The organism is Kitasatospora sp. NPDC015120 (assembly GCF_043080305.1).
Taxonomy (GTDB): Bacteria; Actinomycetota; Actinomycetes; order Streptomycetales; family Streptomycetaceae; genus Kitasatospora.
In genome coordinates, this window is record NZ_JBIBVJ010000003.1 from 515,242 (window position 1) to 540,277 (window position 25,036).

At 75.6% G+C, this 25,036-nt stretch carries 25 protein-coding genes and 1 riboswitch; of the genes, 10 read left to right on the top strand and 15 right to left on the bottom strand.

Features of this window, described 5'->3' with window-relative positions; all coding sequences use genetic code 11:
- Positions 1 to 137: 137 nt before the first annotated feature.
- Positions 138 to 821, top strand: a complete 684-nt coding sequence (locus tag ACF1AK_RS11055) for a beta-glucanase (protein WP_391498470.1) — start codon at positions 138 to 140, stop codon at positions 819 to 821.
- Between the two features lie 73 nt (positions 822 to 894).
- On the opposite strand, the gene ACF1AK_RS11060 is transcribed toward ACF1AK_RS11055, so the two are convergent.
- Complete coding sequence (locus tag ACF1AK_RS11060) at positions 895 to 1,266, bottom strand: hypothetical protein (protein WP_391498471.1); 372 nt, start codon at positions 1,264 to 1,266, stop codon at positions 895 to 897.
- 238 nt (positions 1,267 to 1,504) lie between these two features.
- Between ACF1AK_RS11060 and ACF1AK_RS11065 the strand changes: the two genes are divergently transcribed.
- Positions 1,505 to 1,897 carry an SHOCT domain-containing protein gene (locus ACF1AK_RS11065; protein WP_391498472.1) on the top strand — a complete coding sequence of 131 codons (393 nt, stop codon included), beginning with the start codon at positions 1,505 to 1,507 and terminating at the stop codon, positions 1,895 to 1,897.
- A 102-nt stretch (positions 1,898 to 1,999) separates the two neighbouring features.
- Here the strand turns inward: ACF1AK_RS11065 and ACF1AK_RS11070 are convergent, their stop codons facing one another.
- Positions 2,000 to 2,410: an organic hydroperoxide resistance protein gene (locus ACF1AK_RS11070; RefSeq protein WP_391498473.1), complete on the bottom strand. Its 411-nt coding sequence runs from the start codon at positions 2,408 to 2,410 to the stop codon at positions 2,000 to 2,002.
- 133 nt (positions 2,411 to 2,543) lie between these two features.
- Here ACF1AK_RS11070 and ACF1AK_RS11075 point away from each other — a divergent pair, with 133 nt between their 5' ends.
- Complete coding sequence (locus tag ACF1AK_RS11075) at positions 2,544 to 3,053, top strand: MarR family winged helix-turn-helix transcriptional regulator (protein WP_391498474.1); 510 nt, start codon at positions 2,544 to 2,546, stop codon at positions 3,051 to 3,053.
- A gap of 55 nt (positions 3,054 to 3,108) precedes the next feature.
- Here ACF1AK_RS11075 and ACF1AK_RS11080 read toward each other — a convergent pair whose 3' ends face one another.
- From ACF1AK_RS11080 to ACF1AK_RS11115, 8 genes are all read right to left on the bottom strand, one after another.
- The gene (locus ACF1AK_RS11080; RefSeq protein ID WP_391498475.1) at positions 3,109 to 5,163 is read right to left on the bottom strand and encodes a hypothetical protein; all 2,055 of its coding nucleotides are present in this window, start codon (positions 5,161 to 5,163) and stop codon (positions 3,109 to 3,111) included.
- A 421-nt stretch (positions 5,164 to 5,584) separates the two neighbouring features.
- Positions 5,585 to 5,968, bottom strand: a complete 384-nt coding sequence (locus ACF1AK_RS11085; protein ID WP_391498476.1) for a VOC family protein — start codon at positions 5,966 to 5,968, stop codon at positions 5,585 to 5,587.
- A 285-nt stretch (positions 5,969 to 6,253) separates the two neighbouring features.
- Positions 6,254 to 7,222 carry an STM4011 family radical SAM protein gene (locus tag ACF1AK_RS11090; RefSeq protein ID WP_391498477.1) on the bottom strand — a complete coding sequence of 323 codons (969 nt, stop codon included), beginning with the start codon at positions 7,220 to 7,222 and terminating at the stop codon, positions 6,254 to 6,256.
- A complete protein-coding gene (locus ACF1AK_RS11095) occupies positions 7,219 to 8,643 on the bottom strand; it encodes an STM4012 family radical SAM protein (protein ID WP_391498478.1) in 1,425 nt (474 codons plus the stop codon). The genes ACF1AK_RS11090 and ACF1AK_RS11095 overlap by 4 nt, the downstream gene beginning before the upstream one ends.
- Positions 8,640 to 9,494, bottom strand: a complete 855-nt coding sequence (locus ACF1AK_RS11100) for an STM4013/SEN3800 family hydrolase (protein WP_391498623.1) — start codon at positions 9,492 to 9,494, stop codon at positions 8,640 to 8,642. The genes ACF1AK_RS11095 and ACF1AK_RS11100 overlap by 4 nt, the downstream gene beginning before the upstream one ends.
- A 56-nt stretch (positions 9,495 to 9,550) precedes the next feature.
- Positions 9,551 to 10,786: an STM4014 family protein gene (locus tag ACF1AK_RS11105; protein WP_391498479.1), complete on the bottom strand. Its 1,236-nt coding sequence runs from the start codon at positions 10,784 to 10,786 to the stop codon at positions 9,551 to 9,553.
- A 10-nt stretch (positions 10,787 to 10,796) separates the two neighbouring features.
- Entirely contained in the window at positions 10,797 to 11,774 is a 978-nt protein-coding gene (locus ACF1AK_RS11110; RefSeq protein WP_391498480.1) for an STM4015 family protein, read from the bottom strand.
- 96 nt (positions 11,775 to 11,870) lie between these two features.
- Positions 11,871 to 12,824, bottom strand: a complete 954-nt coding sequence (locus ACF1AK_RS11115) for an STM4015 family protein (RefSeq protein WP_391498481.1) — start codon at positions 12,822 to 12,824, stop codon at positions 11,871 to 11,873.
- Positions 12,825 to 13,062: 238 nt separating this feature from the next.
- Here ACF1AK_RS11115 and ACF1AK_RS11120 point away from each other — a divergent pair, with 238 nt between their 5' ends.
- Together ACF1AK_RS11120 and ACF1AK_RS11125 are read left to right on the top strand one after the other, a co-directional pair.
- On the top strand, positions 13,063 to 13,389 hold the full coding sequence (locus ACF1AK_RS11120) for a hypothetical protein (RefSeq protein ID WP_391498482.1): 327 nt from the start codon (positions 13,063 to 13,065) through the stop codon (positions 13,387 to 13,389).
- 109 nt (positions 13,390 to 13,498) lie between these two features.
- On the top strand, positions 13,499 to 14,632 hold the full coding sequence (locus ACF1AK_RS11125; RefSeq protein WP_391498483.1) for a DUF6745 domain-containing protein: 1,134 nt from the start codon (positions 13,499 to 13,501) through the stop codon (positions 14,630 to 14,632).
- A gap of 220 nt (positions 14,633 to 14,852) precedes the next feature.
- Here the strand turns inward: ACF1AK_RS11125 and ACF1AK_RS11130 are convergent, their stop codons facing one another.
- Positions 14,853 to 15,059, bottom strand: a complete 207-nt coding sequence (locus ACF1AK_RS11130; protein WP_391498484.1) for a hypothetical protein — start codon at positions 15,057 to 15,059, stop codon at positions 14,853 to 14,855.
- A 285-nt stretch (positions 15,060 to 15,344) separates the two neighbouring features.
- Between ACF1AK_RS11130 and ACF1AK_RS11135 the strand changes: the two genes are divergently transcribed.
- On the top strand, positions 15,345 to 15,767 hold the full coding sequence (locus tag ACF1AK_RS11135) for a hypothetical protein (RefSeq protein WP_391498485.1): 423 nt from the start codon (positions 15,345 to 15,347) through the stop codon (positions 15,765 to 15,767).
- A 231-nt stretch (positions 15,768 to 15,998) separates the two neighbouring features.
- Here ACF1AK_RS11135 and ACF1AK_RS11140 read toward each other — a convergent pair whose 3' ends face one another.
- A complete protein-coding gene (locus ACF1AK_RS11140; protein ID WP_391498486.1) occupies positions 15,999 to 16,877 on the bottom strand; it encodes a class I SAM-dependent methyltransferase in 879 nt (292 codons plus the stop codon).
- 24 nt (positions 16,878 to 16,901) lie between these two features.
- Positions 16,902 to 18,398, bottom strand: coding sequence for a bifunctional phosphatase PAP2/diacylglycerol kinase family protein (locus ACF1AK_RS11145; protein WP_391498487.1), 1,497 nt, complete (start codon positions 18,396 to 18,398; stop codon positions 16,902 to 16,904).
- Positions 18,399 to 18,805: 407 nt separating this feature from the next.
- Here ACF1AK_RS11145 and ACF1AK_RS11150 point away from each other — a divergent pair, with 407 nt between their 5' ends.
- From ACF1AK_RS11150 to ACF1AK_RS11160, 3 genes are all read left to right on the top strand, one after another.
- Positions 18,806 to 19,507, top strand: coding sequence for a lysophospholipid acyltransferase family protein (locus ACF1AK_RS11150; protein ID WP_391498488.1), 702 nt, complete (start codon positions 18,806 to 18,808; stop codon positions 19,505 to 19,507).
- Positions 19,508 to 19,864: 357 nt separating this feature from the next.
- Positions 19,865 to 20,278 (top strand): VOC family protein, encoded by a 414-nt coding sequence (locus ACF1AK_RS11155; RefSeq protein ID WP_391498489.1) that lies wholly within the window; start codon positions 19,865 to 19,867, stop codon positions 20,276 to 20,278.
- A gap of 35 nt (positions 20,279 to 20,313) precedes the next feature.
- A complete protein-coding gene (locus ACF1AK_RS11160) occupies positions 20,314 to 21,072 on the top strand; it encodes a class I SAM-dependent methyltransferase (RefSeq protein ID WP_391498490.1) in 759 nt (252 codons plus the stop codon).
- Positions 21,073 to 21,129: 57 nt separating this feature from the next.
- Here ACF1AK_RS11160 and ACF1AK_RS11165 read toward each other — a convergent pair whose 3' ends face one another.
- Positions 21,130 to 22,731 carry an ABC-F family ATP-binding cassette domain-containing protein gene (locus ACF1AK_RS11165; RefSeq protein WP_391498491.1) on the bottom strand — a complete coding sequence of 534 codons (1,602 nt, stop codon included), beginning with the start codon at positions 22,729 to 22,731 and terminating at the stop codon, positions 21,130 to 21,132.
- Positions 22,732 to 23,074: 343 nt separating this feature from the next.
- Positions 23,075 to 23,256: riboswitch (M-box (ykoK) riboswitch) on the top strand.
- A gap of 364 nt (positions 23,257 to 23,620) precedes the next feature.
- Here ACF1AK_RS11165 and ACF1AK_RS11170 point away from each other — a divergent pair.
- Positions 23,621 to 24,790 carry a magnesium and cobalt transport protein CorA gene (locus tag ACF1AK_RS11170; RefSeq protein ID WP_391498492.1) on the top strand — a complete coding sequence of 390 codons (1,170 nt, stop codon included), beginning with the start codon at positions 23,621 to 23,623 and terminating at the stop codon, positions 24,788 to 24,790.
- Here the strand turns inward: ACF1AK_RS11170 and ACF1AK_RS11175 are convergent.
- The gene (locus tag ACF1AK_RS11175) at positions 24,768 to 25,019 is read right to left on the bottom strand and encodes a hypothetical protein (protein ID WP_391498493.1); all 252 of its coding nucleotides are present in this window, start codon (positions 25,017 to 25,019) and stop codon (positions 24,768 to 24,770) included. The genes ACF1AK_RS11170 and ACF1AK_RS11175 overlap by 23 nt on opposite strands.
- Positions 25,020 to 25,036 lie beyond the last annotated feature (17 nt).

The window sequence follows — 25,036 nt, forward strand, 5'->3', positions numbered from 1 at the left end:
CGGCTTCCGCGCCGTTCGGCCGGGTGTCCGGCGGACCCGGAGCGTCCGCTTCGAATAGTGCGCTGTGTACCGGGTATCTCACCCAGCGTGTGCGGCGGTAGCGGGCCGTCGCGCCGCCGGGTACCGGGGAGGCAGCCGTGGCCGTCGTGTTCGACGCGGACTTCACATCGACCAGCCAGTGGGTCGCGGGGCGCAGCAGCGCCTATCCGCGGATGGGGCCGACCAACCGGGGCGACCACAAACTCGACTTCCTCAGCCGCGCCTACTGCCCCGACGGCCTGTTCACCGCGACCCGGCGGCAGGGCGGCGAGCTGTGGACGTGCAGCCTGCTCACCACCGAGGGCAGCCCGGAGGGCTTCCAGGTCCGCACCGGCGACACCCTCAGCGCACGGGTCACCCTGCCCGTCGAGGTGGGCGCCTGGCCGGCGATCTGGACGTGGCGGGACGGCGGCAACGAGATCGACGTGTTCGAGTACCACCCCGACAATCCGGACCTGCTGGAGATCTCCAACCACGTCCGGGGCGGCTACCGGTACTGGCACGGGGCCGACGCGGGCATAGCCCCCGGCGCGACCTTCGGCCTGCGGACCGTCTTCGGCGCGCACTCGGTGGACTGGTTCGTCGACGGCACCCTCGTGCACGCCGACCGCCGCGGGGTCGGCAGCGGCTGGCACGCGTACCTGATCGTCAATCTCTCGGTCTCGGACGGCACCTACCACGCCCGGCCGCCGGCCTTCGGGCCGGACCGGCTCGGCTGGACCTGCCACAGCCTGCGGGTCGAGCGCGGGGGCACGGGCAGCGGGACGCCGCGGCGTCCGTGAGGCGGCGTCCGTGGGGCGGCGTCCGTGGGGCGGTGCCCACAGGGTGCCGTGCCCGTTCGTGCGGTGCCCGTGATCAGGATCCGGGCGGGAACATCGCGGTGATCAGGCGGCGCGGCCCCGAGCGCTGGAACCAGAGCACCCGGCGGTACGGGCCGATGTGGGCGGGGTGCGTGACGTAGAGGTCGTCGTGCGGCGCGGACTCGTTACCGGGCGCGAGCGCGGCGTCCACGGCGTCGGCGGCGATGGAGCGCAGCAGCGCGTGCGCGGTCGTCGCCGCCGCGGCGGGCACGATGGCCAGTGCGGTGAGTTCGAACCAGAGCGCCGTGGAGACGTAGGCGATGGGGGAGTGACCGAGGGCGGGGTGGGGGCGGTGGTCCTGGTAGCGGAGCAGTACCCCGGCCGCGACGAGGCGCTCGCGGTCGTCGGCCGGCGGGTGGTGGTTCATGGGGCGAACGCTACCCGGCCCGGTCCGGGCGGGTCCGGTGCCCGGGGCTTTCCGGCCCGGGCCGGCGTCGGCCCGCGTGTGCCGCCGTCGTCCCGGGGACGCCGGCCCCCGGCGCGGCTCGCTTCCTGACGCCGCTCCGACGGGCACGGGCGCACGATGGTGATGAGGCGCCGATCGCCGTGGTGCGGGCCGGCCGTCACGGCCGCTGCCCGCTCGCCGGGGTGGTGAGGAGGTCGTGATGACGTACTGGAACGACCATGGCTACGGCCATGGGTTCGGGGGGTGGGGCCTCGGGCTGATGGCGCTGGGGCTGCTGCTGGTGCTGCTCGCGCTGGGGGCCGTCGTGGCGGTCCTGGTCCGGCAGTCGCGGTCGGCCGCGCCGCCGTCCAAGGGCGCGTGGGCCGCCGGTCCGTCGGGGCCGGCCGGGCCGGCGGGCGGGGCGCCTCCGGTGCCGTTGCCCGAGCAGGTCCTCGCGGAGCGGTTCGCGCGCGGTGAGATCGATGCGGAGGAGTTCCGGCACCGCCTGGAGGTCCTGCGGGAGGCGCGCGGCGGGCCGGGCGGTGCGCCAGGCGGCGGTCCACCACCGGTTCCGCCCGCGCCGCCCCGGCCGCCCGGGGAGCCGGCCGGATGATTCCCGGGCCCCGCCGCGCACCTGCGCGACGGGGCCCGGCGAGCGCGCTGAGGTCGACAAGTCGACCGGTCGCCCCCTCGACCGCCTCCCGGCGGTTTCCGGCTACTCGACGACGAGCTCGACCGGGATGTTGCCCCGGGTGGCGTTGGAGTACGGGCACACCTCGTGCGCCTTCTTGACCAGCAGCTCGCCGGTCTCGCCCGCGAGGGAGTCGGGCAGCTCGACCCGCAGCACCACGGCCAGGCCGAAGCCCTCGCCGTCCCGGCCGATGGACACCTCGGCGGTCACCGACACGTCGCCGGTGTCCACCTTCGCCTGCCGGCCGACCAGACCCAGCGCGCTGGCGAAGCAGGCGGCGTAGCCGGCCGCGAAGAGCTGCTCCGGGTTGGTGCCCTGCCCGCTGCCGCCGAGGCCGGGGGGCATCGCCAGGGCGAGGTCCAGCTGACCGTCGGAGCTGACGGCGCGGCCCTCCCGGCCGTTGGCGGTGGCGACTGCGGTGTAGAGCGCGTCCATGTCCGTTCCCTTCCGTCCTGCGGTGCGACGTCTCGGGGCGGCGGTCCGGCGGACCGCCTGCCGCAGACAAGTAGAGCACGCAATTCAGTTGCGCACAACTCAATGGCGCATCCGTCGTCGCTACCATGGAGCCATGACCGCCACGACCGAGCTTCCCGAGCCGCCCGACCTGCCGGACCTGCCCGACGACGCCGATCTGCTCCGTCTGGACCGGCAGATCTGCTTCTCGCTGAACGCCGCCTCCCGGGCCTTCGGGAGCGTCTACCGGGTGCTGCTGAAGGACCTCGGCCTGACCTACCCGCAGTACCTGGTCATGCTGGTCCTCTGGGAGCACGGCGACCTGCCGGTCAAGCGGATCGGCGAGCACCTCCGGCTCGACTCGGGCACCCTCTCCCCGCTCCTCAAGCGGCTGGAGGCGGCCGGTCTGGTGCGCCGCGAGCGCAGCCCCGAGGACGAGCGCTCGGTCACCGTCAGCCTCACCGGCGAAGGCTCCGCCCTGCGCGAGCGGGCCGGCCGGGTGCCCCGCCGGCTGCTCGCCGCCACCGGCCTCCCCGTCGAGGAAATGGCCGCGCTGCGCGCCCTGCTGGAGCAGGTCACCCTCGCGCTCGACGCCGCCGTGCCCGGGCTCGCCGAGGAGGGGTGAGCCGCCGCGGTGCGGGGGGTGCCGGCCGCTGCTCGGCCCGCGGCGCGCCGGTCGCTCAGCCCCCGGCCTGCTGCCAGGGGCCGAAGGGGCTGTCGGCTCCGGGATCGGTCTGCCGCGCGGTGCGCAGGACGGCATCCGGCCCGAGGGCCAGGACGACGCGGCGGCCGGCGGCGTCGAGCACCACGGTCGGCGCGCCGACGATCAGCCGGCCGAGGTCGGACCACTGCGCCCCCGAGCCCCGCTGGGGTGCCGGCCGCGACGCCAGGCTGACCCCGCCGGCGTCGTTGCGGATGACCACGGTCGTCCGGCCGTCGGTCCCGGTCACCGAGGCCACGCCCTCCAGGCCCGCCGGGCCGCCCATCGACTCGGGCGTGGTGGTCCAGGAACCGTTCGGCCGTACGGAGCGGGTGACGACCTGTCCGGTGCCGGCCTGGTGGAAGTAGAGCTCCAGCCGGCCGTCGGCGGCGCGGCCCGCGGTCACCGGTCCGGCCGGGGCGGGGCCGAGGAAGGCGGCGTCCCGGACGAAGGGGCCGCCGGGTGCCGACTGCCGCCAGTGCCCGATGCCGTCGCTGGTCGGCGCGAACAGCTCGACCCGGCCGTCGGCGGCGAGGACGGCGGCCAGGCCGTCCCGCACCCGGGTGCCGCCGAGATCGGCCCAGCCGGCCGGCCAGCCGCCGTCCGGCAGTTGGCCCAGTGCACTGACGCCGCCGCCCGCGTTGCGGACGAAGACGGTCAGCCGCCCGTCACCGCCGAGGACCGGGACGGGACTGCCGACGAACCCCGGGGTGGCGGGGTCGGGGTTGCCGAGCGCCGTCCATGCGCCCCAGCTGCCCGGGGCGGTCTGGGCGACGGTGACGATCCGGTCGTCGCCGAGCCGGACGCCGAACAGGTGGAGCAGCCCGGCGGAGTCCCGCACCACGCCGAGCCCCGCCGCGAGGCCCTCGCCGCCGGGGACGGGCACCGGCCCGCTCCACTCGCCGCCCGGCTCGGACTCGCGCCAGACCTGCACCCGGCTGTCGAGCACCGCGAAGGCGTTCAGCGCGCCGCCGGCGTCCTGGGCCGCCCAGGCGGTTCCGTTCGACCAGCGCGGATACTGACGGGCCGGGAAGTCCGCGTAGAAATGCGCCTCGTCCGGATCCGGCAGGGGATCGTAGGTGCCGGAATACCATCCGCCGCCACTCGCGGAGCGCTTCGGGCCCAGATAGGCGAGAAAGGTCTTCTTCTTCTCCTTGGCGGTGCTCGCGGGAAGATTCGGCGGGTCCATCCGGACGTTGTAGTCGCGGTAGTTCCGGAGCATCACCCGCCCGTTTCCGTCCGGTCCGTGATATCCGAGCGCGGCCTTTCCGGCGAATCGCGCGGCGGCGATGTGATCATTGTGGTCGGCCGGATTGAGCGGGTCCCGGCTGTACCCGTACGGCACGCGCGGGTCCTGGGCGCGCAGCACGGTCGGACGGAACCGCTCCATCAGTTCGGTGAGCGTGCCGACGAGTTCGTCGTGGGTGTAGTCCTGGTTCGCGTACGCGGGGTCGCACTCCCCGTCCGCCGGGAGGCTCCCGAGCGTGGCCTGGTGGGACGGCCCGCCGGGGCCTTCGTTGAACAGGGCGTCGAGGGTGGCCCGGGTGCCGCCGTCGGACTGGTTCGCGGGGTAGTTCGCATCGCCGCCCTCGTGCAGCCTGAGGAACACCAGCTTGATCTGCGGAGCCTGGTCCAGGGTGTCCACCTGGACGATCTTTCCGTTGTCCAGCCGTAGTGCGGCGGTGTTCCAGGTGGGGTCGGTGACGCCGGCCATCCGGGCGTGCGCGGCCCGGGCGCCGGTGTCCCGGCTCTCCGAGTAGGCGCACGGGCCGGGGAACGGGGTGCCGGTCGTCTCGCCGCCGGTCAGGTAGACGGTGACGGACGGCGCCGCGTACTGCCGGCTGAGGTCCGGGTTCATGAAGAGGAGGTCGTCGTCCTGGTGCGCGACGATCTGCAGGAACGATTCGGCGCCCGTGCTGGCGGGTGCGACGGCTGCGGCGGGTCCGACGAGTTCCTTCGGGGTGGCGCCGATGTGCAGCTGGGGCGCGGCCAGGGTGGCCGCGAGTACCGCCCCCATGGCTTTCGGAAACTGCATGCGCCCCCCGGTCTCCTCGTCCCCGAGCAGGAGATCGGTGGTATCGCCCGTCGGCCCGGAACGGACTATTCCCAAGGCGATCGGCCGACGTCAAATCCCTGGTGGCGAACCCCGCCGATCGTCGGGGGTACGGGTCGGGCGCGGGGCGACAAAAAGTCCCTCACTCCTCAAACGATGCAGAGCGGTCAAGAGGTGGGATACCGGTGCAATGCGGACATTCGATCAAGGAATCATTCCGCCGGGAGATCCGTGTGCGGACGTTCCCGCCGCCCGCGGGCGCGATTGGTGGGCGAGGGGAATTGCCTTTTCCGTGGCCGGCCGGGGCCCGGTGATCGGGCAGCCACGGGCATGCCGACGCCCGGCCGGGTTCGTCCCGGCCGGGCGTTCGGAGGGGGAGCCGGTGGTCGTCGGCAGGCCGGCGTCAGCCGGCGGCCCGCTCGTTCAGGCAGAGGATGTTGCCCTCGCTGTCCTTGAACCAGGCGGCGCGCATGCCCTCGGCCTCCGCGACGCCGTCGACGGTCTTCAGCCCGGGCACGTCGTAGTCCTCGAACACCACGCCTCTGCCGCGCAGCGCGGCCATCTCGGCGTCCAGGTCCGGGACCTTGAAGCTGGCCAGGGTGTGGGCGGCCTGGCCTCCGCTGGGAGTCTCGTAGATGCCGAACTCGGTGCCTCCGCACTCGAAGGTCAAGTCACCCTCCGGGCCGGTGTCGGTGAGCTTGAGGCCGAGGGTGTCGGTGTAGAAGTTCTTCGCCCGGGCCAGGTCGGCGGCAGGGATGATCGCCACCAGGGGTGCGTCTCCAAGCATGCTGATCGCCTCCTTGTCCCTCCAGCCTAGGTACCTCCGGCCGGGGGTGGCCATGCGGGACGCCCGGCGGACGGCGGGCATGGCCCGGTGTGTCCGGCGGGCGACGGGGCGTCACGCCGGGGGCGGGGCCGCCGTCCGCCGTGCGGGCCGCACGGAGCGGGTCGGCGGTCCGGGCACAGGGCTGCGGACCCGTGCCCGGCCGTGCTCCCCGACGCACGAGCCCCGCGCCCGCCGGTCCGTCCCGGGCCGGTTGCGCCGATTACGCCGGTTCCGCCGGTTCCGCCGTCACCAGGCGTCGGGTATGCGCTCCAGGACGCCGCCCGCGAAGACGTCGTACAGCGGCAGGGTCTCCAGGTGGACGTAGCCGATGTGACAGTCGCAGACCGGCAGAGGACAGGGGCGAGGACCGAGCCGGGGCCGGTAGGAACCGTCGTAGAGGTTGCCGAGTTCCTCGCGGACGAAGTGGCAGCGGCGGACGGTGCCGTCGCCGTCGACCGACAGCACCGACGCACCGGTGCGGCACGGGCGGCCGGCGCTGGGGTGGGCGTGGCGGCTGAAGCCGAAGTGCGGGTCGAGGGCGGTCCAGTCGGCCGCCTCCGCGTCGGTGTAGGTCCGGCCCTCGGCGGCGTTGATCCAGAGGTAGACCGCCGGGGACAGCTCGGCACGCAGCCGCCGGGCCGCCGCCAGGTGCTCCGGCCGGCCGACCACTCCGATGCTGTACCGCACGCCCAGGGCGTCGAGCTCGCGGCACTTGGCGAGGAAGCGGTCGTGACCGACCTGGCCGGGGTGGTAGGTGACCCAGAGCGCCAGGGAGCCGAGGTCCGCCTCGGCCAGCCAGCCGGTGCGGCAGCTGAGGTTGGTCTGGACGGCGACCCGGCGGACGTGCGGCAGCCGGCTCAGCTCGACCATGGCGCGCCGGTACCAGGACCGCACCAGTCCCTCGCCCCAGGGGGTGAACAGCACCGAGAGGGTGTCGCCGGTGCCGGCGCGGCCGGACACCCAGCCGGTGAACCGCTCCAGCGCGGCCCGGTCGGCGCGCAGCTGTTCGGGGGTGTCGCGCCGCTTGGCGAACGGGCAGTACGGGCAGTCGTAGTCGCAGGAGGCCAGCGGGCCCCGGTAGAGGATGCTGAGGTCGAGGGGCTGCTCGGGCGCGAGGCCGCAGGCCGAGGCGGCGAGGCCGTCGGCGGCCGGGCCGTGGGTGGCCCGGCCGTGGGTGGCGGCCGGTCCGGCGGAGGGCATGCCGAGGAAGGTCATTTCGCCTCGTATTCGGCCATCAGCGTGCGCACCTCGGGCGAGAACAGCATCGGCCCGACGGCGTCCGAGTGCGCCAGCCCCTCGGAGGAGAGCCGCAGCCGTCCGGCGCCGCTCGCCCCGTCGGCGCCGTCCGTGCCGTCGGCGCCTTCCGCGAGCCAGCCGCGGGCCGTGAACGCCGCCAGTTCGGCCGGGAAGTCCTCGGCCGGCGTGCTGCCGAAGCGGGCCCGGTACTCGGCGAGCGCGACGCCCTCGGCCTGGAGCAGCGACTGCACGAGGTGCCTCCGGCGCGCCTCGGCCGGGGTCATCGCCCGGCCGACCACCGCGCGGTCGAACGTCTCGGTGGCCACGTAGTCGTCGATGATCCGGCGCACCTCGGTGGCGTCCACCGCGTAGTCGAAGGAGTAGTGCAGCCGGGAGGTGTAGGAGCGGGCGCCGCAGCCGAGGCCGACCATGCCGTCGGTCTGGCAGGCGTACTCGCTCACCCCGGCCTGCGGGGCGGACGCCCGGCGGAACATCCGCATCGACACCTGCTCGTAGCCGTGGGCGAGCAGGTGGTCGCGGCCGCTCCGGTAGAGCGCGAGCCGGCGGGCGTCCCACTGGGCCGGGCTCTCCGCCTCCCCGCGCCGGGCGAGGCCGGTCAGCGGGCGCACGTAGAGCGGGTAGAGGTACAGCTCCTCGGGCTGCCAGGCCAGCGCGGCGTCCAGCGAGTGCAGCCAACTGGCCTCGGTCTGGCCGTCGATGCCGTAGATGAGGTCGATGTTGAGGACCGGGAAACCGGCGGCACGGATCCGGTCCAGCGCGGCCTCGACGTCGGCGCGCTTCTGCGGGCGGACCGCCGAGCGGGCCTCCGCGTCGACGAAGGACTGCACGCCGAGGCTCAGCCGGGTGGTGCCCCGCTCGGCGAGCACCGCGAGGCGGTCGGCGGTGGCGGTGGCGGGGGAGGCCTCGACCGACAGCGGGACCGCCCGGAGGTCGGCGCCCATCCGGTGCTCGGCGATGTCGCAGAGCCGCTCCAGCTCGGCCGCGCTGAGGTACGTGGGGGTGCCGCCGCCGAACGCGGCGAGCGCGAACCGGGCACCCTCGTCGAGCGCCGCCCGCACGGCGCCCGCCTGCCGGTCCAGGGCGTCCAGGTAGGCCGTGGTCAGGCCGTCCGGGCCGCCGATCCGGGTGAACAGGTTGCAGAAGCCGCAGCGCACCTCGCAGAACGGGATGTGCAGGTAGAGCGAGAGCGCGTGCTGCGGTTCGCCCGCCCACAGCTCGCGCAGCGCGGGGCGGTCCGGCAGCTCGCGGTACGCGGTCTTGTGGGGGTAGGCGTAGACGTACGACTGGTACGGGGGCGCGTACGGCGGGTCGTCCGGCCGTGCGGGTGCGGGTGCGGGTGCGGGTGTGGATGCGGGCGCGGGCGCCGGGGCGGTGGTCATGCGGTCTCCTCGGCGGGCGTGGCGGAGGTCGTGGCGGACGGCCGGGTGCTCACGGGGAGCGTGAAGTGGGCGTACGGCACCGTCCAGACCACCTCGTGGCCGATCCGGTGGCCGGTGTAGCCGTCCTCCCCGTAGGCCGTGCCGTGGTCCGAGCAGACGACGGCGAAGCACGGCCGGCGGGCGCTCATCGCCGCGAACAGCCGGCCGATGTGGGCGTCCACGTACTCCAGGGCGGCGGCGTGGCTGGCCCGGCTGTCGCCGTGCTCGCGGGTCGCACCGGGCAGGTGGAACCAGTTCGGCTGGTGCAGGGCCGAGACGTTGACGAAGAGGAAGAGCGGCTGCTCGGCGGGCTGCTCGGCGGCGACCTGCTCGGCCCTGGCGACCTGCTCCTCGAAGGAGGTCGGCGAGGGCACGCCCATCTCCGGCGACCAGTGGCTCTCCTGGAAGAGCCCGGGCAGCACCGAGCCCAGCGGGCCCTGCTTGTTGAAGAAGCCGACGCCGCCGATGCAGACCGTGCGGTAGCCGACGGCGGCGAGCGCGCCCGGCAGGTCCGGGGCGTCGAACACCCAGGTGCGCGGCGCGGTGCTCTCCGAACCGGCGAACCGGGCGGCGAACAGGCGCGGGTGCGGCCCGTCGGGCGAGGCCGGGGTCGGCAGGAAGCCGGCAAGGATCGCCTGGTGGGCGGCGTAGGTGAAGCTGCCGGGGGAGTGCCGCCGCTCCCAGCGCCCGCCGGGCAGGTGGGCGGCCAGGTGGGGGATCCGTCCGGCGGCGGCCAGTTCCTGGGCGACGTCGAAGCGCAGGGTGTCGAGCGTGACGAGCAGCAGGTCGTGGCTGCCGATCACGGCGTTCATGTCGGGGGACCCGGCCGGGGCGGCGGGAGCGGGGGCAGGGGTGCCGGGGCGGTGGTTCATCGGGGCTGTTCCGTACGTGGGTGGGTCGTCGGTCCGGGGGCCGGCCGGGGCGGGCGCCCGCCGGGGGCGGCGCCGAGGGCGGCGAGTTGGGCGGCGTAGGTGTCGAGGCCCTCGGCGGGGCCGTCGGGCAGTCCGGTGAGGCCCGGCAGCAGGTCGCCGAAGGCGTTGACCTCGCCGACCACCGTCCGCCGCCACGCGGCGGTCGGCAGCACGTCGACGCCGACCACCGGGGAGTTCGGGAAGCAGGCGGCCGCCCGCTCCGCCGTCTCCAGGAGGTCCGGCCAGGCCGGTCCGGCGGCCTCCCGGGCCAGCTCCAGGCTGCCCCGGGCGCCGCCGAGGTGCAGATTGGTCATCGGCTGGGCACTGGTGCGGACCACCGCGTGGGTGGCCCGTCCGGCGACCACGACGACCCGCAGGTCGGCCGAGCGGCCCGACTGGGAGGCCTTCGGCACCCACTGCTCGACGTGCAGGCCGTCCGGGGCGAGCCGGTCGACCAGCTCCGCGACCAGCCGCTCCTCCCGGTAGCGGCGGACGCGCAGCGAGTTGTGCAGCCACCCGTCGGCGAGCTCCACCGAGGTGGTGGCCCGCAGCTGGCCGCGCGGACCGAACTCCAGCGCCACCACCCCCGACGCCGAGGAGCCGTGGCAGGGTTTGACGAACACCCGGCGCAGGCCCTCGGCGTCCAACCGGGCGCGGAGGTCCTCCCAGCCCGTGACGGCGGCCCCGCCGAGGGCGCGCGGCACCGGCACACCGGCGTGCGACAGCAGCGCGTGCGCCCGCCGCTTGTCGAACATCACGGCGACCTCCTCCGGGTCCCCGAGCAGCCGCACCCCGGGGGCGCCGGCCAGCGCGCGCAGCGCGGCCGTCACCCCGGCGTACCAGGCGGCGCCGCCCTCGACCCGGGTCGGCGCGTACTGCGCGCCGAGCGCAGGCCCGCGCAGCAGCGCGTCCACCGCTTCGTCCTCGCCGGGCGACTCGATCCGCAGCACGGTGCCCTCGGGCAGCCGGTACGCACCGTGCAGCAGGTCGAGCCAGGGCAGGACGGCGGGCTCGGGCAGCCCGGCGGCCCGGGCGGCGGCCGCGAACAGCGTCACCCGGCGGTGGCCGGGGTTGCCGAGCACGGTCAGCCGCCCGTCCGGCGGGAGCCGGTGCTCCGGCCGGGCCGGGTGCTCCGGCCCCGCGGGCTGCGGGGCGCGGGCGCGGTCGGTGCTCCGGGGGGTCGTCGTCAGCATCGCTGCCCGCCTACTCGGCCACCGCGACGTAGCGCCACTCGTCCTCGTCGTCCTCCTCCGCGTCGGAGAGGTCGACGTCCACGCCCGGAAGGGCCTGGCGCACCCGCTCCTGCATGGCCTCGGTGAGGTAGTGGTGGTGCAGGTCGAGGGACTTGAGGTGGGTGAGCGGCTGACCGTCGAGCAGCGCCGCGGCGCCGTCGTCGCTGAGCACGCCCATCGCCAGGCTGAGCGACTCCAGCTGCGCCACCACCGGCGCGTGCGCGACGGCGGCGGCGATCTCGTCCTGGAACTCGCTGTTCTCCAGGCCGAGGTGGCGCAGCGACGGCAGCCGGGTGCCGGCCAGGATCGGGGCGAGGTCGCCGATCGTCGCGTCGCCGCCGTACTCGTCCGCGCCGAACCACAGCTCCAGGCGCTCCAGCGCGGGCAGTTCGCACGCCGCGACGGCCTGCACCACGTCGTCCGGCAGCCCGCCGCTCTCGAACCGCAGACCGGTCAGCCGGTCGTGGCGCACCGGGTCGAGGCGCAGGCCGTTGCCGCCGCGCACCACCAGCTCGGTGAGCCGGGGGAAGGCCTTCAGCACCGGGGTGACGTCCGACATCTCCAGCCAGGAGATCTCGCAGTCCTCGGAGGTCACATCGGCGATGAACAGCGCCTCCAGGGCGGGGAACCGGTCGGCGTCGGCGACGACCCGGGCGAGCGTGTCGGCCACCGGCACGTAGTCCCGCTTCCACCAGGGGCCGATGAGCAGGGCGCGGACGGCGGCCGGGTCGACCGCGGCGAGGAAGACCGACCAGAGCTCGTCGAAGCCCTGCTCGGCGCCGTAGCCGACCGACAGCCGCCAGGCGGCGGCGTCCGCCGGCGGCAGCTCGTCGGTCAGCAGGCGCCGTTGGTGCCTGCCGGGCTCGGCGAGCGAGAGGTTGACGACCGGCAGGTCGAGGAAGCGGTCGGCGTGGTTGGTGATGAACACGGGTGCCCCCCTGGGCGGCATGGCTGGTGCTGGTGCTGGTGCTGGTGCTGGGCGGGTGCGGATGCTGGTGCTGGGGCGGGTGGGGAGGAGCGGGCCGGCGGTGGGCCGGGGACCGGACTACTCGGCCACGGCGACGTAGCGCCAGCGGTCGTCCGGCTTGCCGGCCTCGGAGAGGTCGATCGCCACACCGGGCAGCGACTCGCGCAGCCGCTGCTGCATGGCCTCGGTGAGGTAGTGGTGGTGCAGGTCGAGGGACGTGAGGTGGGTGAGCGGCTGCCCTTCCAGCAGCGCCGTCGCGCCCTGGTCGGTGAACACGCCCATGGACAGGTTCAGCGACTCCAGCCGGGGCACCACCGGGGCGTGCGCGACGGCGGCGGCGATCTCGTCCTGGATCTCGCTGTTCTGCAGACCGAGGTGGCGCAGCGCGGGGAAGCGCGCGCCGTCCAGGAACGGCTGCAGGTCCTCCAGCCGGGTGGTGCCGCCGTAGTTCTCCACCCCGAGCCAGAACTCCAGCCGCTCCAGCGCGGGCAGTTCGCTCGCCGCGACCGCCTGCGGCACCGCGGCGGGCAGGCCGCCGGACTCGAACCGCAGTGCCCGCAGGTGCTCGTGCCGCACCGGCCGGAGCCCGACGCCCTCGCCCTCGACCGACTCCTCGGAGGCGCCGCGCACGACCAGCTCGGTGAGCCGCGGGAAGTCCGTCAGCACCGGCGTCACGTCGGTCATGTCGATCCAGGAGATCTCGTTCTCCTCGTACGTGATGTCGCCGATGAACAGGCCGCGCAGGGCGGGCAGCCGCTCCGCGGCGCCGAGGATCGCGGCCAGCGGCCCGGCGAAGCTCTCCGGTCCGTCCTGCGACCACTCGCCGACCACCACGGCGGCCACCCGGGTGCTGTCCACGCGGTCCAGGAACTGCCGCCAGCGCGCCGCCCAGTCCTCCTCGGCCTCGAACTCGATCCCGATCTTCCAGGCCACGGAGGCGGGCTCGGGCAGCTCGGCGCCCCCGTCGACGGCCGCGACGAAGTCGAAGACGGGAAGGCCGTGGAACTCCTCGATGTGGTTGTTGACCGTCATGCGCTGCTCCTCGGGGATCGGTGCGGGCCGAACAAGTGTCTACCAGCCCCGACCGACAATCCGGTGCCGGGGGCTTCGCCCGGGCGCGTTGTCCGCTCCGTCCCCGGGGGTCCCGCGCGTCCCGCCGGCCCCGTGCGGCACGGCCGTCACCCGGGCACCGGGCGTCGTTGTCGGACCCCTGTCCTAGGGTCCGTGGCGTGGGATTCCGCCGCGTCGTCGAGTCGGTCAGGGAGGGCTGATGTTCCGTCAAGGAGATGTGCTGATGGTTCCGGTGGTGGAGGAGGCGGTGCCGGCCCGGGTGGGCTCGCTGGCCGCGCAGCCCCGGGACACCCGGGGGCGGCTGGTGCTGGCGCTGGGCGAGGTCACGGGCCACGCGCACGCCGTGGTCGGCCCGGGGGAGCTGCGGCGCGAGTCGGGGCCGTTCGGCACGGCGTGGCTGCACCTGCCGGAGGGCGGCCGGGTGGTGCACGAGGAGCACGCGGCCATTCCGCTGCCCAAGGGCTGGTACCGGGTGGTCCGCCAGCGCGAGTACGTGCCGGGCGCGGTGCGGATGGTCGCGGACTGACGGACGGCGGGGCGCGCCGGGGCGCGCGGACGAGGGACACGGATCGGGGCGGGCGCGCGGCGCCCGCGGCACGGCCGGGCGCGGTGCCCGGGCGGGAACGGAGAGTGTGATGGTGACTGGACAGACGGCACCGGCCCCCGTGGCGGGCGGGACGGCCGAGGTGACGGCCCGCTGGCGGGCGGTGGCGGCCGCCACCGGCCCGGCGGACCGGGCCGGCGTCGAGCGGGCGGTGCGGGCCGCGTACCGGGCCGTGGGCCTGGCCGAACCGGCCGCCGTCCGGTGGTTCGGCTCGCCGCTGGCGGCGGCGGAGGCGGCGCTGGAGCTGCGGGCGGCGGGCGCCGTGACGGTGCGCGAGACGGTGCGGACCCTGCCGTGGGACGCGGTGCGCCGGCAGGCCGTCGAGCGGACCGGCGCGGCCGGCTGGGCGCCGTTGTGGGCGCTGACCGGCGGCGAGCTCGGCCCGGTGACCACCGCGCTGGCCGACCGGATCCGCGGCGCCGTCCTCGACCGGCTCGCCCCCGAGCCGGACACCGAGAACGACGAGGACGACGTCATCGAGGCCGCCCGTGAGCGCCGGACCGAGGTCCGGATCGCCCTGCTCGACGCCGTGCGCGGTCAGCACGACGCGCCCTGGTTCGCCGCCTTCGAGGCGGCCGGGGTGCCGGCCGCGACGCCCGGCGCGCCGGGCGGTCCCGCGGACGGGGCGATCGCCGCGCTGGCCGAGGTCGCGCGCGGCGCCGGCTGGTGGTGGCCGTACGCGGACGTGGCGCTGATCAGCGAGCGCCCGGTGGCGCTGCACCGCGACGAGGCGGGCCGGCTCGACCACGCCGACGGCCCGGCCCTGGCGTACTCCGACGGCTTCGACCTGCACGCCTGGCGTGGCATGCCGGTGCCCGCCGACTTCCTCGCCGGGCTCGGCGACGTCACCGTCGAGCGGATCCGTACCGAGGAGAACGCCGAGCTGCGCCGCGTCCTGCTGGAGCACTACGGCTACGAGCGCTACCTCTCCGACGCCGGAGCCGTCCCGGTGCACCAGGACGAGACCGGCCGGCTCTGGCGGATCGACCTGCCCGCCGACGAGTCGGTGGTGATGGTCGAGGTGGTCAATTCGACCGCCGAGCCCGACGGCACCTTCCGCACCTACTGGCTGCGGGTGCCGCCGACCACGATGACCGCCCGCGCCGGAGTGGCCTGGACCTTCGGCATGACCGAGGCGGAGTACCACCCGCAGCGCGAGACCTGAGCGCGTGGTGCTCCGCCGTGCGGCCCGCTCCGGCCGGCGACGCGGGGCCGGGGCCGGGTCACCGGAAGGCGGCGGCGCTCCGGCGGGCCCACGCGGCGAAGGGGGTGGCCGGGCGCCCCACCGGCCGTTCGGCGGCCGTGCCTGGCGGCCGCCCGGGTCGTGCGGCACCGCCCGCGCCTGGGACGGGCGCGGGCGGTGCGGGTTCGGTGCAGCGGTGGGATCAGTGGACGTCGATGCCGTCGAAGGAGCCGATGACGGCGTCGCCGCCGACGTTGGTGATCTCGCCGCCGGCGAGCTGGTTGCCGGTGCCGATGACGGTGATGGTCGTGGTGTTGACCGTCACCTCGTCGGCGAAGGCCTGGGTGGGCAGGGAAACGGCGCCGACGGCGGCGATGAGGACGGCGAACGTACGGACGGTGCGGTACATGATGGTTATCCCTTCGTGGACCAACGGTACTTCGAACCCTAGAGACCGACGCCGCGTCATAGAAAGGAATGTCACCCGTACGGGTTGATGGACGTGTCGTCCGAACCGATTTCGTCGTTGAGCAGGAGTTGCCCCGAATGGAGTGCCGCTCAGTGATCCGCCTAACGGATGATCATACCGCTGGCCTGGGACGGACATGACGAGTCCGTCACGCGGAGGTCCCGATCGAGTGCAATCCGGCGTGATCCCGCGCTTCGAGCCCCGCGCATCGCCGATGATGCTGCTATGTCGGGAAGAGCGATGGCGTGGGCGGGCGGAACCGTGGCGGTGGCTGCCGCGGGCGGCCTCATCTGGTACTTCGGCAGCGTGGGGTGGGAGAAGTCCAGCTGGGTGGCCGGTGTGGCGGGACTGTTCGTCGCGCTGGCCGCGCTGGCGGTGACCGTCTGGGGGCTGGTCCTCCAGCACCGGGCCGGAGGCGGGGCCGTGGCCGGCGGCCAGCACGTCGCGGCGACCGTACGGGGATCCGTGAACCTGGTGCGGGGAGCGGAGGGCAACGTCAGGATCAAGGCCGGTTCCCCGACCGCTCCGCCCCCTGCGGGCACCACCCCGCCCGTCTACGCCGCTCCCGTCGGGAACCAGTCGGTGACCGGCGACATCTCCGGCCCGGTCAACCTGGTCGACGGCGCGAAGGACGTCGCGGTGGAGTGAGGCCGTGGAACGCGCCGGACGGCGCCGGCCGGGCGAAGCCGGACCGCGGGCGCGGGTTCGCCGCCCCATCGGTGAACTGCCCGAAGGTCCGGGGGAGCGTCTTCCAGATCCAGAGCGGTGGACGTCGTCCTGCGGCACCCCACCCTTGCCCTCGCGCTGCCTCGACGGCACCAGGAGCTGCTGGGCCGGGCGGGTGTGCCGGCCGGCGCGCCCGCCGCGCTCTTCGCCGCGTCAGCCGGTGCCGACGGGCCGGCCGGCGCGGGCGAGCAGGACCGGCTGGAAGAAGCCGGTGACGGCGGGCGGCTGCCATTCCACGGCGGTGAAGCCCGCCTCGGCGGCGAACCGGGCGAGCTGCTCCCGGGTGAGCGCCCAGTACGTGGTGCGGTGCACGCTCACCGGGCCCCAGTCCTGGTCGTCCCCGCCGGGCCGCCGGGTGAGCCGGAAGAGCTCCAGGTCGTACCGCTCGCCGTCCTCGTGCCAGTGCCACAGCTGGAAGGTGACGGCCCGCCGGCCGTCGCCGTCCACCGACACCCGGGGTTCCGTCGCCGTCGGCCGGTCCCGCCGAAGGTCGTCGTAGGGGCGGGTGGAGAGCAGCAGCAGACCGCCGGGGCGCAGCACCCGGCGCAGCTCGGCGAAAGCGGCGCGCACGTCCGCGGCGGTGAGCAGGTGCGGCAGCGCGTTGTCGGCGCACACCACGGCGTCGAAACGCCCGTCCGGGCAGGGGAGCCGGCGCATGTCGGCGGCCGCGGTGGGCAGGTGCAGCCCGCGCGCCGCCGCCTCGCGGGCGGCCCGGGCGGCGGACACCGGGCTGAGGTCGGTCCCGGTGACCCGGTGGCCGTGGCCGGCCAGCCCGAGCGCCTGGGTGCCGATGCCGCAGGCGCAGTCGAGCACGTCCGCGGGAGCGTCGCCGAGCCGGGCGCGCAGGAGCGCGTCGAGGCTCGCGCCCTGCTCGGCGACGCTCGCCTCCCAGTCGGCGTACACCAGGTGGTAGCCGGGGGCCAGTTGGTCGTAGAAGCGGGTCAGGGAGCGGAGCGGAGGGACGGAGGGGCCGGTCCGACCGGTCGGACCGGTCGGACCGATGGGTTCGTCACCGCGGCCGGGATCATCCATGCGGTCACGGTACCGGTGCCCCGGTCAGTCCCGTTCGGGCCGGTAGACGGTCAGGGCCCGGTGGGCCTTGGCCAGCCGGAGGGCGCCGGCGGCCGGAACGGACTCGCCGTCGACGGCGATCCGGCCGGCGTCGCCGAGGTCTTCCAGGTCGAGGGCCCGGATCCGGGCGCCGTGGTACACCCGGGAGCGGGCGAGCGTGCCGGACAGGAACGCGGCGGCGAGCCGGGTCCGGGCGAACGGGCGTCCGCCGTCCACCACCCGGACGTCCAGCAGACCGTCGGCGAGACCGGTCCGGTGGGTGGGGGCGAAACCCGGCGGGTCGTAGGCGCCGTTGCCGGCGAACAGCAGCCAGAGCCGCCGCTCGCGCCCGCGGGCCCGGACGGTGACCGGTTCGGCGCTCGCCAGCACCCGGGCGGTGGCCACCGCGAGTGCCGGCCACTTGCCCAGCCGGTCCTCGAACGTCTCGCGCACCCGGACCAGCTCCGGGTAGACGCCCAGGCTGAACGTGTTGAGGAAGTGCCGGCGCTCGGTGTCGTCGGCGGCCAGGCCGAGGTCCACCCCGCACGCCCGGCCGGCGGTCACGGCGGCGGCCGTCGCCTCGATGCCGTCTATGCCGAGGTCCAGCGCGAAGTGGTTGAGGGTGCCGCCGGGGAAGACGGCGAGCGGCAGGTTCCGTTCGACGGCCAGCCCGGCGGCCAGGTTGACGCTGCCGTCGCCCCCGCAGACGCCGAGCGCTCCGCCGGCCGCCGCGGCCCGGTCGGCGGCCTCGGCGAGCAGGGTGGGCAGGTCGTCCCCGGGCCCGCAGAGCCGGACGTCGGCCCGCGGCAGCAGCTTGCGCAGGGCGGCGGCCGTCTCCTCGGGGCCGTCGGAGGTCAGCGCGCCGTTGCCGGAACCGGAGTTGACCACCACCGACAGGCCCGCCCCCTCGGGCAGCGCCGGGGCCGGGCGGCGCGGCGGCGCGGCCGACGGCGGTATGTCGCAGGAGCGGGGCCACCAGCGGAGGGTGAGCGCCGCGAGCGAGGAACCGAGCGCGAACCCCGCCAGGACGTCGCCCGGGTAGTGCGCGCCCGTGTACACCCGGGAGGCCCCGACCGCGAGCGCCACCGGTGCCACCACGGCGGCCGCCACCGGCGACTCGATCGCGACCGCTGTGGCGAAGGCCGCGGCGGAGGCCGAGTGGCCGGAGGGGAAGGAGGTGGTGACCGGCTGGCGGAGCAGCCGCCGGGCGGCCGGCACCGGGTCGAGCAGCGGACGCGGCCGGCGGGTGAGTTGTTTGGCCGCCACGTTGGCCACCGACGACGCGAGGGCCAGCGAACCCACCCCGCGCAGGGCCGCCCGCCGCCCGGACCGTCCGCCGACGGCCCCGAGCACCGCGGCCGCGCCGAACCACAGCACCCCGTGGTCGGCGGCCCGGCTCAACCCGCGCAGCCACGGCCCGACCCGTGACCCGGCGCCGAACGGGCGGCGGGCCACGGCGATCCGCTGGAACAGGGTCTGATCGATCACGTCCAGTCGCCTCATCCGGCCTAGCCTAGGCCCTCTCCCGCGGAACACGCCGGACGAGCGGCCCCGGAGCACGCAGGGGGTCGGTGAGGTGACCGGGGTGGTCCGGGTGCCGGGGCCGGTCCCCTCCGACGGGCGGACCACGCGCCCGCCTGCCGCTGTACTGCACCCCCGGAGTGGTCAGGTGGCCGGCTCGACGGCGCGCTGCTGCCGCATCACGTTCCGCACGCCGGAGTGCGGCTGGCCGCGCCGGGCCCGACCCCGGCCCGGCAGGGACCGCACGCGCTCGACCGCCGAGGCCCGGAGCGCCTTCCCGTGCGGGGCACTACCCGCGCGGGGTTGAGTACGGGTACTCAGGCGCCCTCCGCCGGGCCCGCGCAGACTGGCCGGCAGACCCGCACCCGTCACCGAGGACCCTCACCGCCATGCTGAGCCGCGCCTCCGCCCTTCTCCTGCCCGCCTTCGGCCGCCTGCAGATCACGGCAGAGACCGCCGACGGTGCCCACGTCGCCGCTGGCGCCGACTCCGCCCGCCCCGCGCCGGGCAGCATCGTCGCCGCCAACCACACCTCGCTCGCCGACCCCGCCGTCGTGCTCGCCGCCCTGCACCGGCTCGGCGCCCGGCCGGTGGTCCTGGCCACCGCCGGGCTGTGGCGGATCCCGGTACTCGGGCCGGCCCTGCGCCGGGAGGGCCACATACCCGTCCACCGGGGCACCGCGCGGGCGGCGGAGTCGCTCGACGCGGCGGCCGAGGCCCTCGCGTCCGGGCGGGTCGTGCTGATCTACGGCGAGGGCGGGCTGCCCCGCCGCCGCGACTCCGGGGAACAGCCGCCCGGCCCGTTCCGCAGTGGCCTGGCGCGCCTGGCGCGGGCCACCGGAGCACCGGTGGTCCCGCTCGGCCAGGCCGGGTCCCGCCGGCTCACCTCCGGCGGTCCGGTGAAGCAGCTCGCCGGCCTCGCCACCGCCCCCGCCCGCCGCCCGACCCTGCACGTCCACCTCGGCACCCCGCTGCACCTCCCGGCCGACACCGCCGAGGCAACCGCCCGCGCCCACCACGCCGTCACCGCCGCCTGGACGGTCGCCGCCCGCCGCGCCGGGTGGGAGCCGGGGGCACCCGCGGAGGCGTGAGCCGGTTGGTTGCGGGCCGCGTGCGGTGGGCTCCGTACCTCGCCGGTTCGCCTGTGGGGTGGCGATCGCCCGGGTTCGTCGTGTGGTCATTGCTGCGGGGGTGGTTGGGAGGGCGTGGTTGACCGGCGATGTGAGGTCGTCGGGGCGATTGTGTCGAGCTGGGTGGTCGGGTCCGCGCTGCCGTCGCTGCCGTCGCTGCGGTCCACCGGGCCGGGCCGTGTCCCGGCGGGCGGGTTCGGGTCGGGGCGCTCCTCCTGGGGCTGTCCTCCGCGCGGTGCGGGCCGTCCGCCCGCCTGCGTCGCCGAGGGGCCGAGGAGCCCCGGCAGCGATGTCGGTGGAGTGGTCTACGGTCGGGGCATGGACGACGAACACGGCACGACGGCAGGGTTGTTCACGGCGGTGGGTCGCACGGTGGTGCTGGTCGAGGACGCCGACGCGGCGCTCGCCTTCTACCGGGACGGCCTCGGCTTCCGCGTGCTCTTCGACGGGGACCTCGACGGGTACCGGCTGCTGCACGTCCGGCCGGCGGGCGGCCCGGGGGCGGGACTGTGGCTGATGCCGGCCGAGTCCGCGGACGCGCGGGCGGCGGTGGGGCGCCAGACGGGCGGTCTGCCCCTGCTGGTGCTCTACACGGACGACCTCGACCGGGTGGCGGCCCGGCTGGCGGAGCTCGGCGTGCCCGTCCGGCCCGGTGTGCCGGACGGCGGGCCGGGCCGCTCGCTGCACTTCCGGGACCTCTACGGCAATGAGCTGATCGCCGCCCAGTTGTAGGGCGGGTCCGGGGCCGACGGGGCAGGATGGGCGGCATGGAGCGTACGTTCGAGGAGCTGGTGGACGAGGCGGCCCGGGCCCCGGTCGACGGCTGGGACTTCTCCTGGCTGGACGGCCGGGCCACCGAGGAGCGCCCGTCCTGGGGCTACCAGCGGATGCTGGGGGAGCGGCTGGCGCGCGCCTCGGCGGCGCTGGACGTGCAGACCGGCGGCGGGGAGGTGCTGGCCGGCGTCGCGGACCGCTTCCCCCGGACGATGGCCGCCACCGAGGCGTGGCCGCCGAACCTGGCCCGGGCGAGCGCGGTGCTCCACCCGCTCGGCGCCGTCGTGGTGGCGGACCAGGACGAGCCCCCGCTGCCGTTCACCGACGACGCCTTCGACCTGGTGACCAGCCGTCACCCGGTGACCGTGTGGTGGGCGGAGATCGCCCGGGTGCTGCGCCCCGGCGGGAGCTACCTGGCCCAGCACGTGGGGCCGGCCTCGGTGTTCGAGCTGGTCGAGTTCTTCCTCGGGCCCCAGCCGGAGGCGCGCCGGGCCCGGCGGCCCGAGGACGCCGCGGCCGCCGCGCGGGCCGCCGGGCTGGAGGTGGCCGACCTGCGCTCGGAGCGGCTGCGGGTCGAGTTCCTGGACATCGGTGCGGTGGTCTGGTTCCTGCGCAAGGTGGTCTGGATGGTGCCGGGCTTCACCGTCGAGGCGCACTGGGCGCGGCTGCGCGAGCTGGACGCCCTGATCCGGGCGGAGGGGCCGTTCGTCGCCCACTCCGCCCGGTTCCTCATCGAGGCGCGCAAACCCTGACGGCACCCCCTGACACCGCCCCCTGACACCACCCCCGGTGCCGGGAGACCGGCCGGCCTACCCCTCGGCGACGAGGGCGAGGTACTCCTCGCTCCACAGGTCCTCGTCCCCGCCGGGCAGCAGCAGGACGCGGTCCGGCCGCAGCGCCTCCACCGCCCCCGGGTCGTGGGTGACCAGCACGATCGCGCCCGGGTAGCCGCCGACCGCCGCCAGGACCTCGGCCCGGGAGGCCGGGTCGAGGTTGTTGGTGGGCTCGTCGAGCAGCAGCACATTGGCGCCCGAGTGGACCAGCCCGGCCAGCGCGAGCCTGGTCTTCTCGCCGCCGGACAGCACCCCGGCCGGCTGGTCGGCGTCGTCGCCCCGGAACAGGAACGCGCCGAGGACGTTCCGCACATCGCCGTCGGTGAGCCCCGGTGCGGCCGCGGCGAGGTTCTCCCGGACGGTGCGGGCCGGATCGAGGGTGTCGTGCTCCTGGGCGAAGTAGCCGAGCCGCAGCCCGGGCCCGGGCACGACGCGCCCGCCGTCCGGGGCCTCCCGGCCGGCCAGGATCCGCAGCAGGGTGGTCTTGCCCGCCCCGTTGGGGCCGAGCACGACGAGCCGGCTGCCCCGGTCGACGGCGAGGTCGAGCCGGTCGAGCACGGCACGCCCGCCGTAGGCCTTGGCGAGGGAGACCGCGCCGAGCGGCATCCGGCCGCAGGGCGCCGGCTCGGGCAGCCGGATGCGCGCGGTGTGCTCGGCGCGGCGGGCCGGTTCGAGCGCGGCGAGCATCCGGTCGGCCCGGCGGGCCATCGAGCGGGCGGTGACGGCGGTGGCCACGTTGGCCCGCATCCGGTCGGCCTGGGCGTGCAGGGCGGCGGCCTTGCGTTCGGCGCTGGCCCGCTCGCGGGCGCGCCGGCGATCGTCGGCCGCGCGCTGCGCCAGGTAGGCCGCCCAACCGGTGTTGTGGACGTCGATCGTGGCGCGTTGCGGGTCGAGGTGGAACACCCGGTTGACGGTGCCGGCCAGCAGCGCCACGTCGTGGCTGACCATGACGAGCCCGCCCGGGTAGCCGGCCAGGTAGCCGCGCAGCCAGCCGACGGCGTCCGCGTCGAGGTGGTTGGTGGGTTCGTCGAGCAGCAGGGTGCCGTGGTCGGCGAAGAGGATCCGGGCCAGCTCGACCCGGCGCCGCTGGCCGCCGGAGAGCGCGCCCAGCGGACCGTCCAGCACCCGGTCGGGGAGTCCGAGGCCGGCCGCGACCCGCGCGGCCTCGGCCTCCGCCGGGTAGCCGCCGCGGGCCTGGAACTCGGCCTCGGCCCGGGTGTAGGCGGCCATGGCGCGGCGCTGTCCTCGTTCGTCGGGGGCGGTGGCCATGGCGTGCTCGGCGGCGCGCAGCTCCTGGACGGCGGTGTCCAGGCCGCGCGCGGACAGGATCCGGTCGGTGACGGTCACGGCCGGGTCGGCGGCGCGGGAGTCCTGGGCGAGGTGGCCGACCGGGCCGGTGCGGGTGACGGTGCCGGCGGCGGGGCGCAGCCGTCCGGCGAGCGTGGCGAGCAGGGTGGTCTTTCCGGCGCCGTTGCGGCCGACCAGGCCGATGCGGTCGCCGGGGGCGATGTGGAGGGTGACGTCGGACAGCAGCAGGCGGGCGGCGACGCGCACGTCGACACCACGGGTGGTGATCAAGGGGATGACGCTCCGTAACAGCGGACGGACACACGGGTGGCGTGGAGGCGGGTCCGTCGGCTAGGAGATGCGGGGCGTCGGCATGGCGCCGAGGGTAGCCCGCGACGCGGGGCGGGCGCATGCGGTTTTCCCGCAGGACCCGGCCGCCCCGAGCGGCGCGGCCCGGGACGCTCCGGGGCGCCGCCGGGACGCCGTCCGGATGCGCCCGAACGCCTTTTGGGCGGCTTCCGGTTGACGCGACGTCAGGCGCAAGAGCCGCAGCCGGAGGCGCCCGGCGCGGGATCGCCGCCCGACCCCCGGTCGAAGGAACCCTCCGGCGGGTACTAGACTCGTGGAGGTTGTGAAGGCACCTCGTTCGGTGAGGCGTCGCCACGGACACAGGCCACTGACCCCACGACGTCGAGAGACGCCCAGGGTCAGGACAGGTCTCCCCGGCCTAAGGGGTGACCCCAAGTGGCTGCACCCCGGGAAGCCGGGGCGCTACGCCGTGGCGTGCCAAAGCTCTGACGAGATCAGGGGTGCCCACCCGCCGTCGCGGCGCCCGTGCGCGCCCGCTCCGGCGCGTGGAGCCTCCTGATGGCCCGGGAACGGCGACCCTGCGAGGGCGCCCCGACGGCGAGGAGGTGAGAGCAGTGGAGTGCAGTGGCAGTCCGGGTCGAAGTCGGCCCCGCCCCAGGACGTCCCCCCTTCTTCCTGGCACCCGGCACCCCTCCTCCCGTACCGCTCCCGACCCCCGCCGCCGCACCGCCCGCCGCTGATCCCGGTCGGGCCGCGCGCGGCCCGGGCGCCGTGCGCGGTGGAGGACGGCCGGGCGCCTCCCGCCCGCCCCGCACCCGCGACCCGCCACGTCCGGGGTGCGGCGGCCACCGAACCGCGGAGGTACCCCGACATGTCCGACTGGCGTGTGCGCGCCGTGCGCGCGAGCAAGCGTCCCTTCTCCCGTCCCGTCGCCCCGTCCGGCGGCGCGGCCCCCCTGCCCGCCCCCGAGCACTCCATGGACCCGCGCCCGGACCAGCCGGCCGAGCAGGTGAGCCTGGAGCGCTCCGTCGTCGACGCGGCCGTCTACCGCGACGGCCACCGGGTGCAGTCGTCCGCCACCCTCGCCGACGTCTACCGCGAACTGCCCGGCAAGCCCGGCACCATGGCCTGGATCGGGCTCTACCGCCCCGCCGAGGCCCAGCTGCTGGAGGCCGCCGAGCGGTTCAACCTGCACGAACTGGCCGTCGAGGACGCCATCGTCGCCCACCAGCGCCCCAAGCTGGAGCGCTACGGCGACACCCTGTTCGTGGTGCTGCGCGCCGCCCGCTACCTGGACGACGTGGAGGAGGTCGACTTCGGCGAGATCCACCTGTTCGTCGGCCCCGACTTCGTCCTCACCGTCCGCCACTCCCAGGCCCCCGACCTCTCCGCCGTCCGCCGCCGCCTGGAGGCCGACCCCGACCTGCTGGCGCTCGGCCCCGAGGCCGTCCTCTACGCGGTGCTCGACGCCGTCGTCGACGGCTACGCCCCGGTCATCGCGGGCCTCCAGCACGACATCGACGAGATCGAGACCGAGGTGTTCGGCGGCGACCCCCAGGTGTCCCGGCGCATCTACGAACTCTCCCGTGAGGTCATCGAGTTCCAGCGGGCCACCCGGCCGCTGCTGGAGATCATGAAGAGCCTGGAGGCCGGTTTCGGCAAGTACGGCACCGACGAGGAGCTCCAGCGCTACCTGCGCGACGTCGCCGACCACGCCACCTACGCCGCGGAGCGGGTCGACGGCTTCCGCCAGATGCTGCAGAACATCCTCACCGTCAACGCCACCCTGGTCTCCCAGCGCCAGAACGAGGAGATGAAGCAGCTCGCCGAGGCCGGCCACGCCCAGAACGACGAGATCAAGAAGATCTCCTCCTGGGCGGCCATCCTCTTCGCCCCCACCCTGATCGGCACCGTCTACGGCATGAACTTCGACGAGATGCCGGAACTGCACTGGGCCTTCGGCTATCCCTTCGCGATCGCGCTGATGGCCCTGGTCTGCACCAGCCTCTACCTGATCTTCAAGCGCCGCGACTGGCTCTGACGCTCTGACGGCCCGCCGGTGCGGGGGCGGTGCGGCGGCCGGTCCAGAGGAGGGCCGCCGCGGCGAGGGCGGCGGCGCCCGGGCCCGCGGTGCGGGCGGTGGCGGCGAGCAGCAGGACCCCGGCGGCGCCCGTGGCCAGGCCGAGCAGGACGGCCCGGCCGCCGGCGCGGCGCCCGGCCACCCCGGGCGCGAGCCGGGCGCCGAGGGGCCCCCGCCGGGCACTCTGCAAAAGAAGTTCTGCAACAG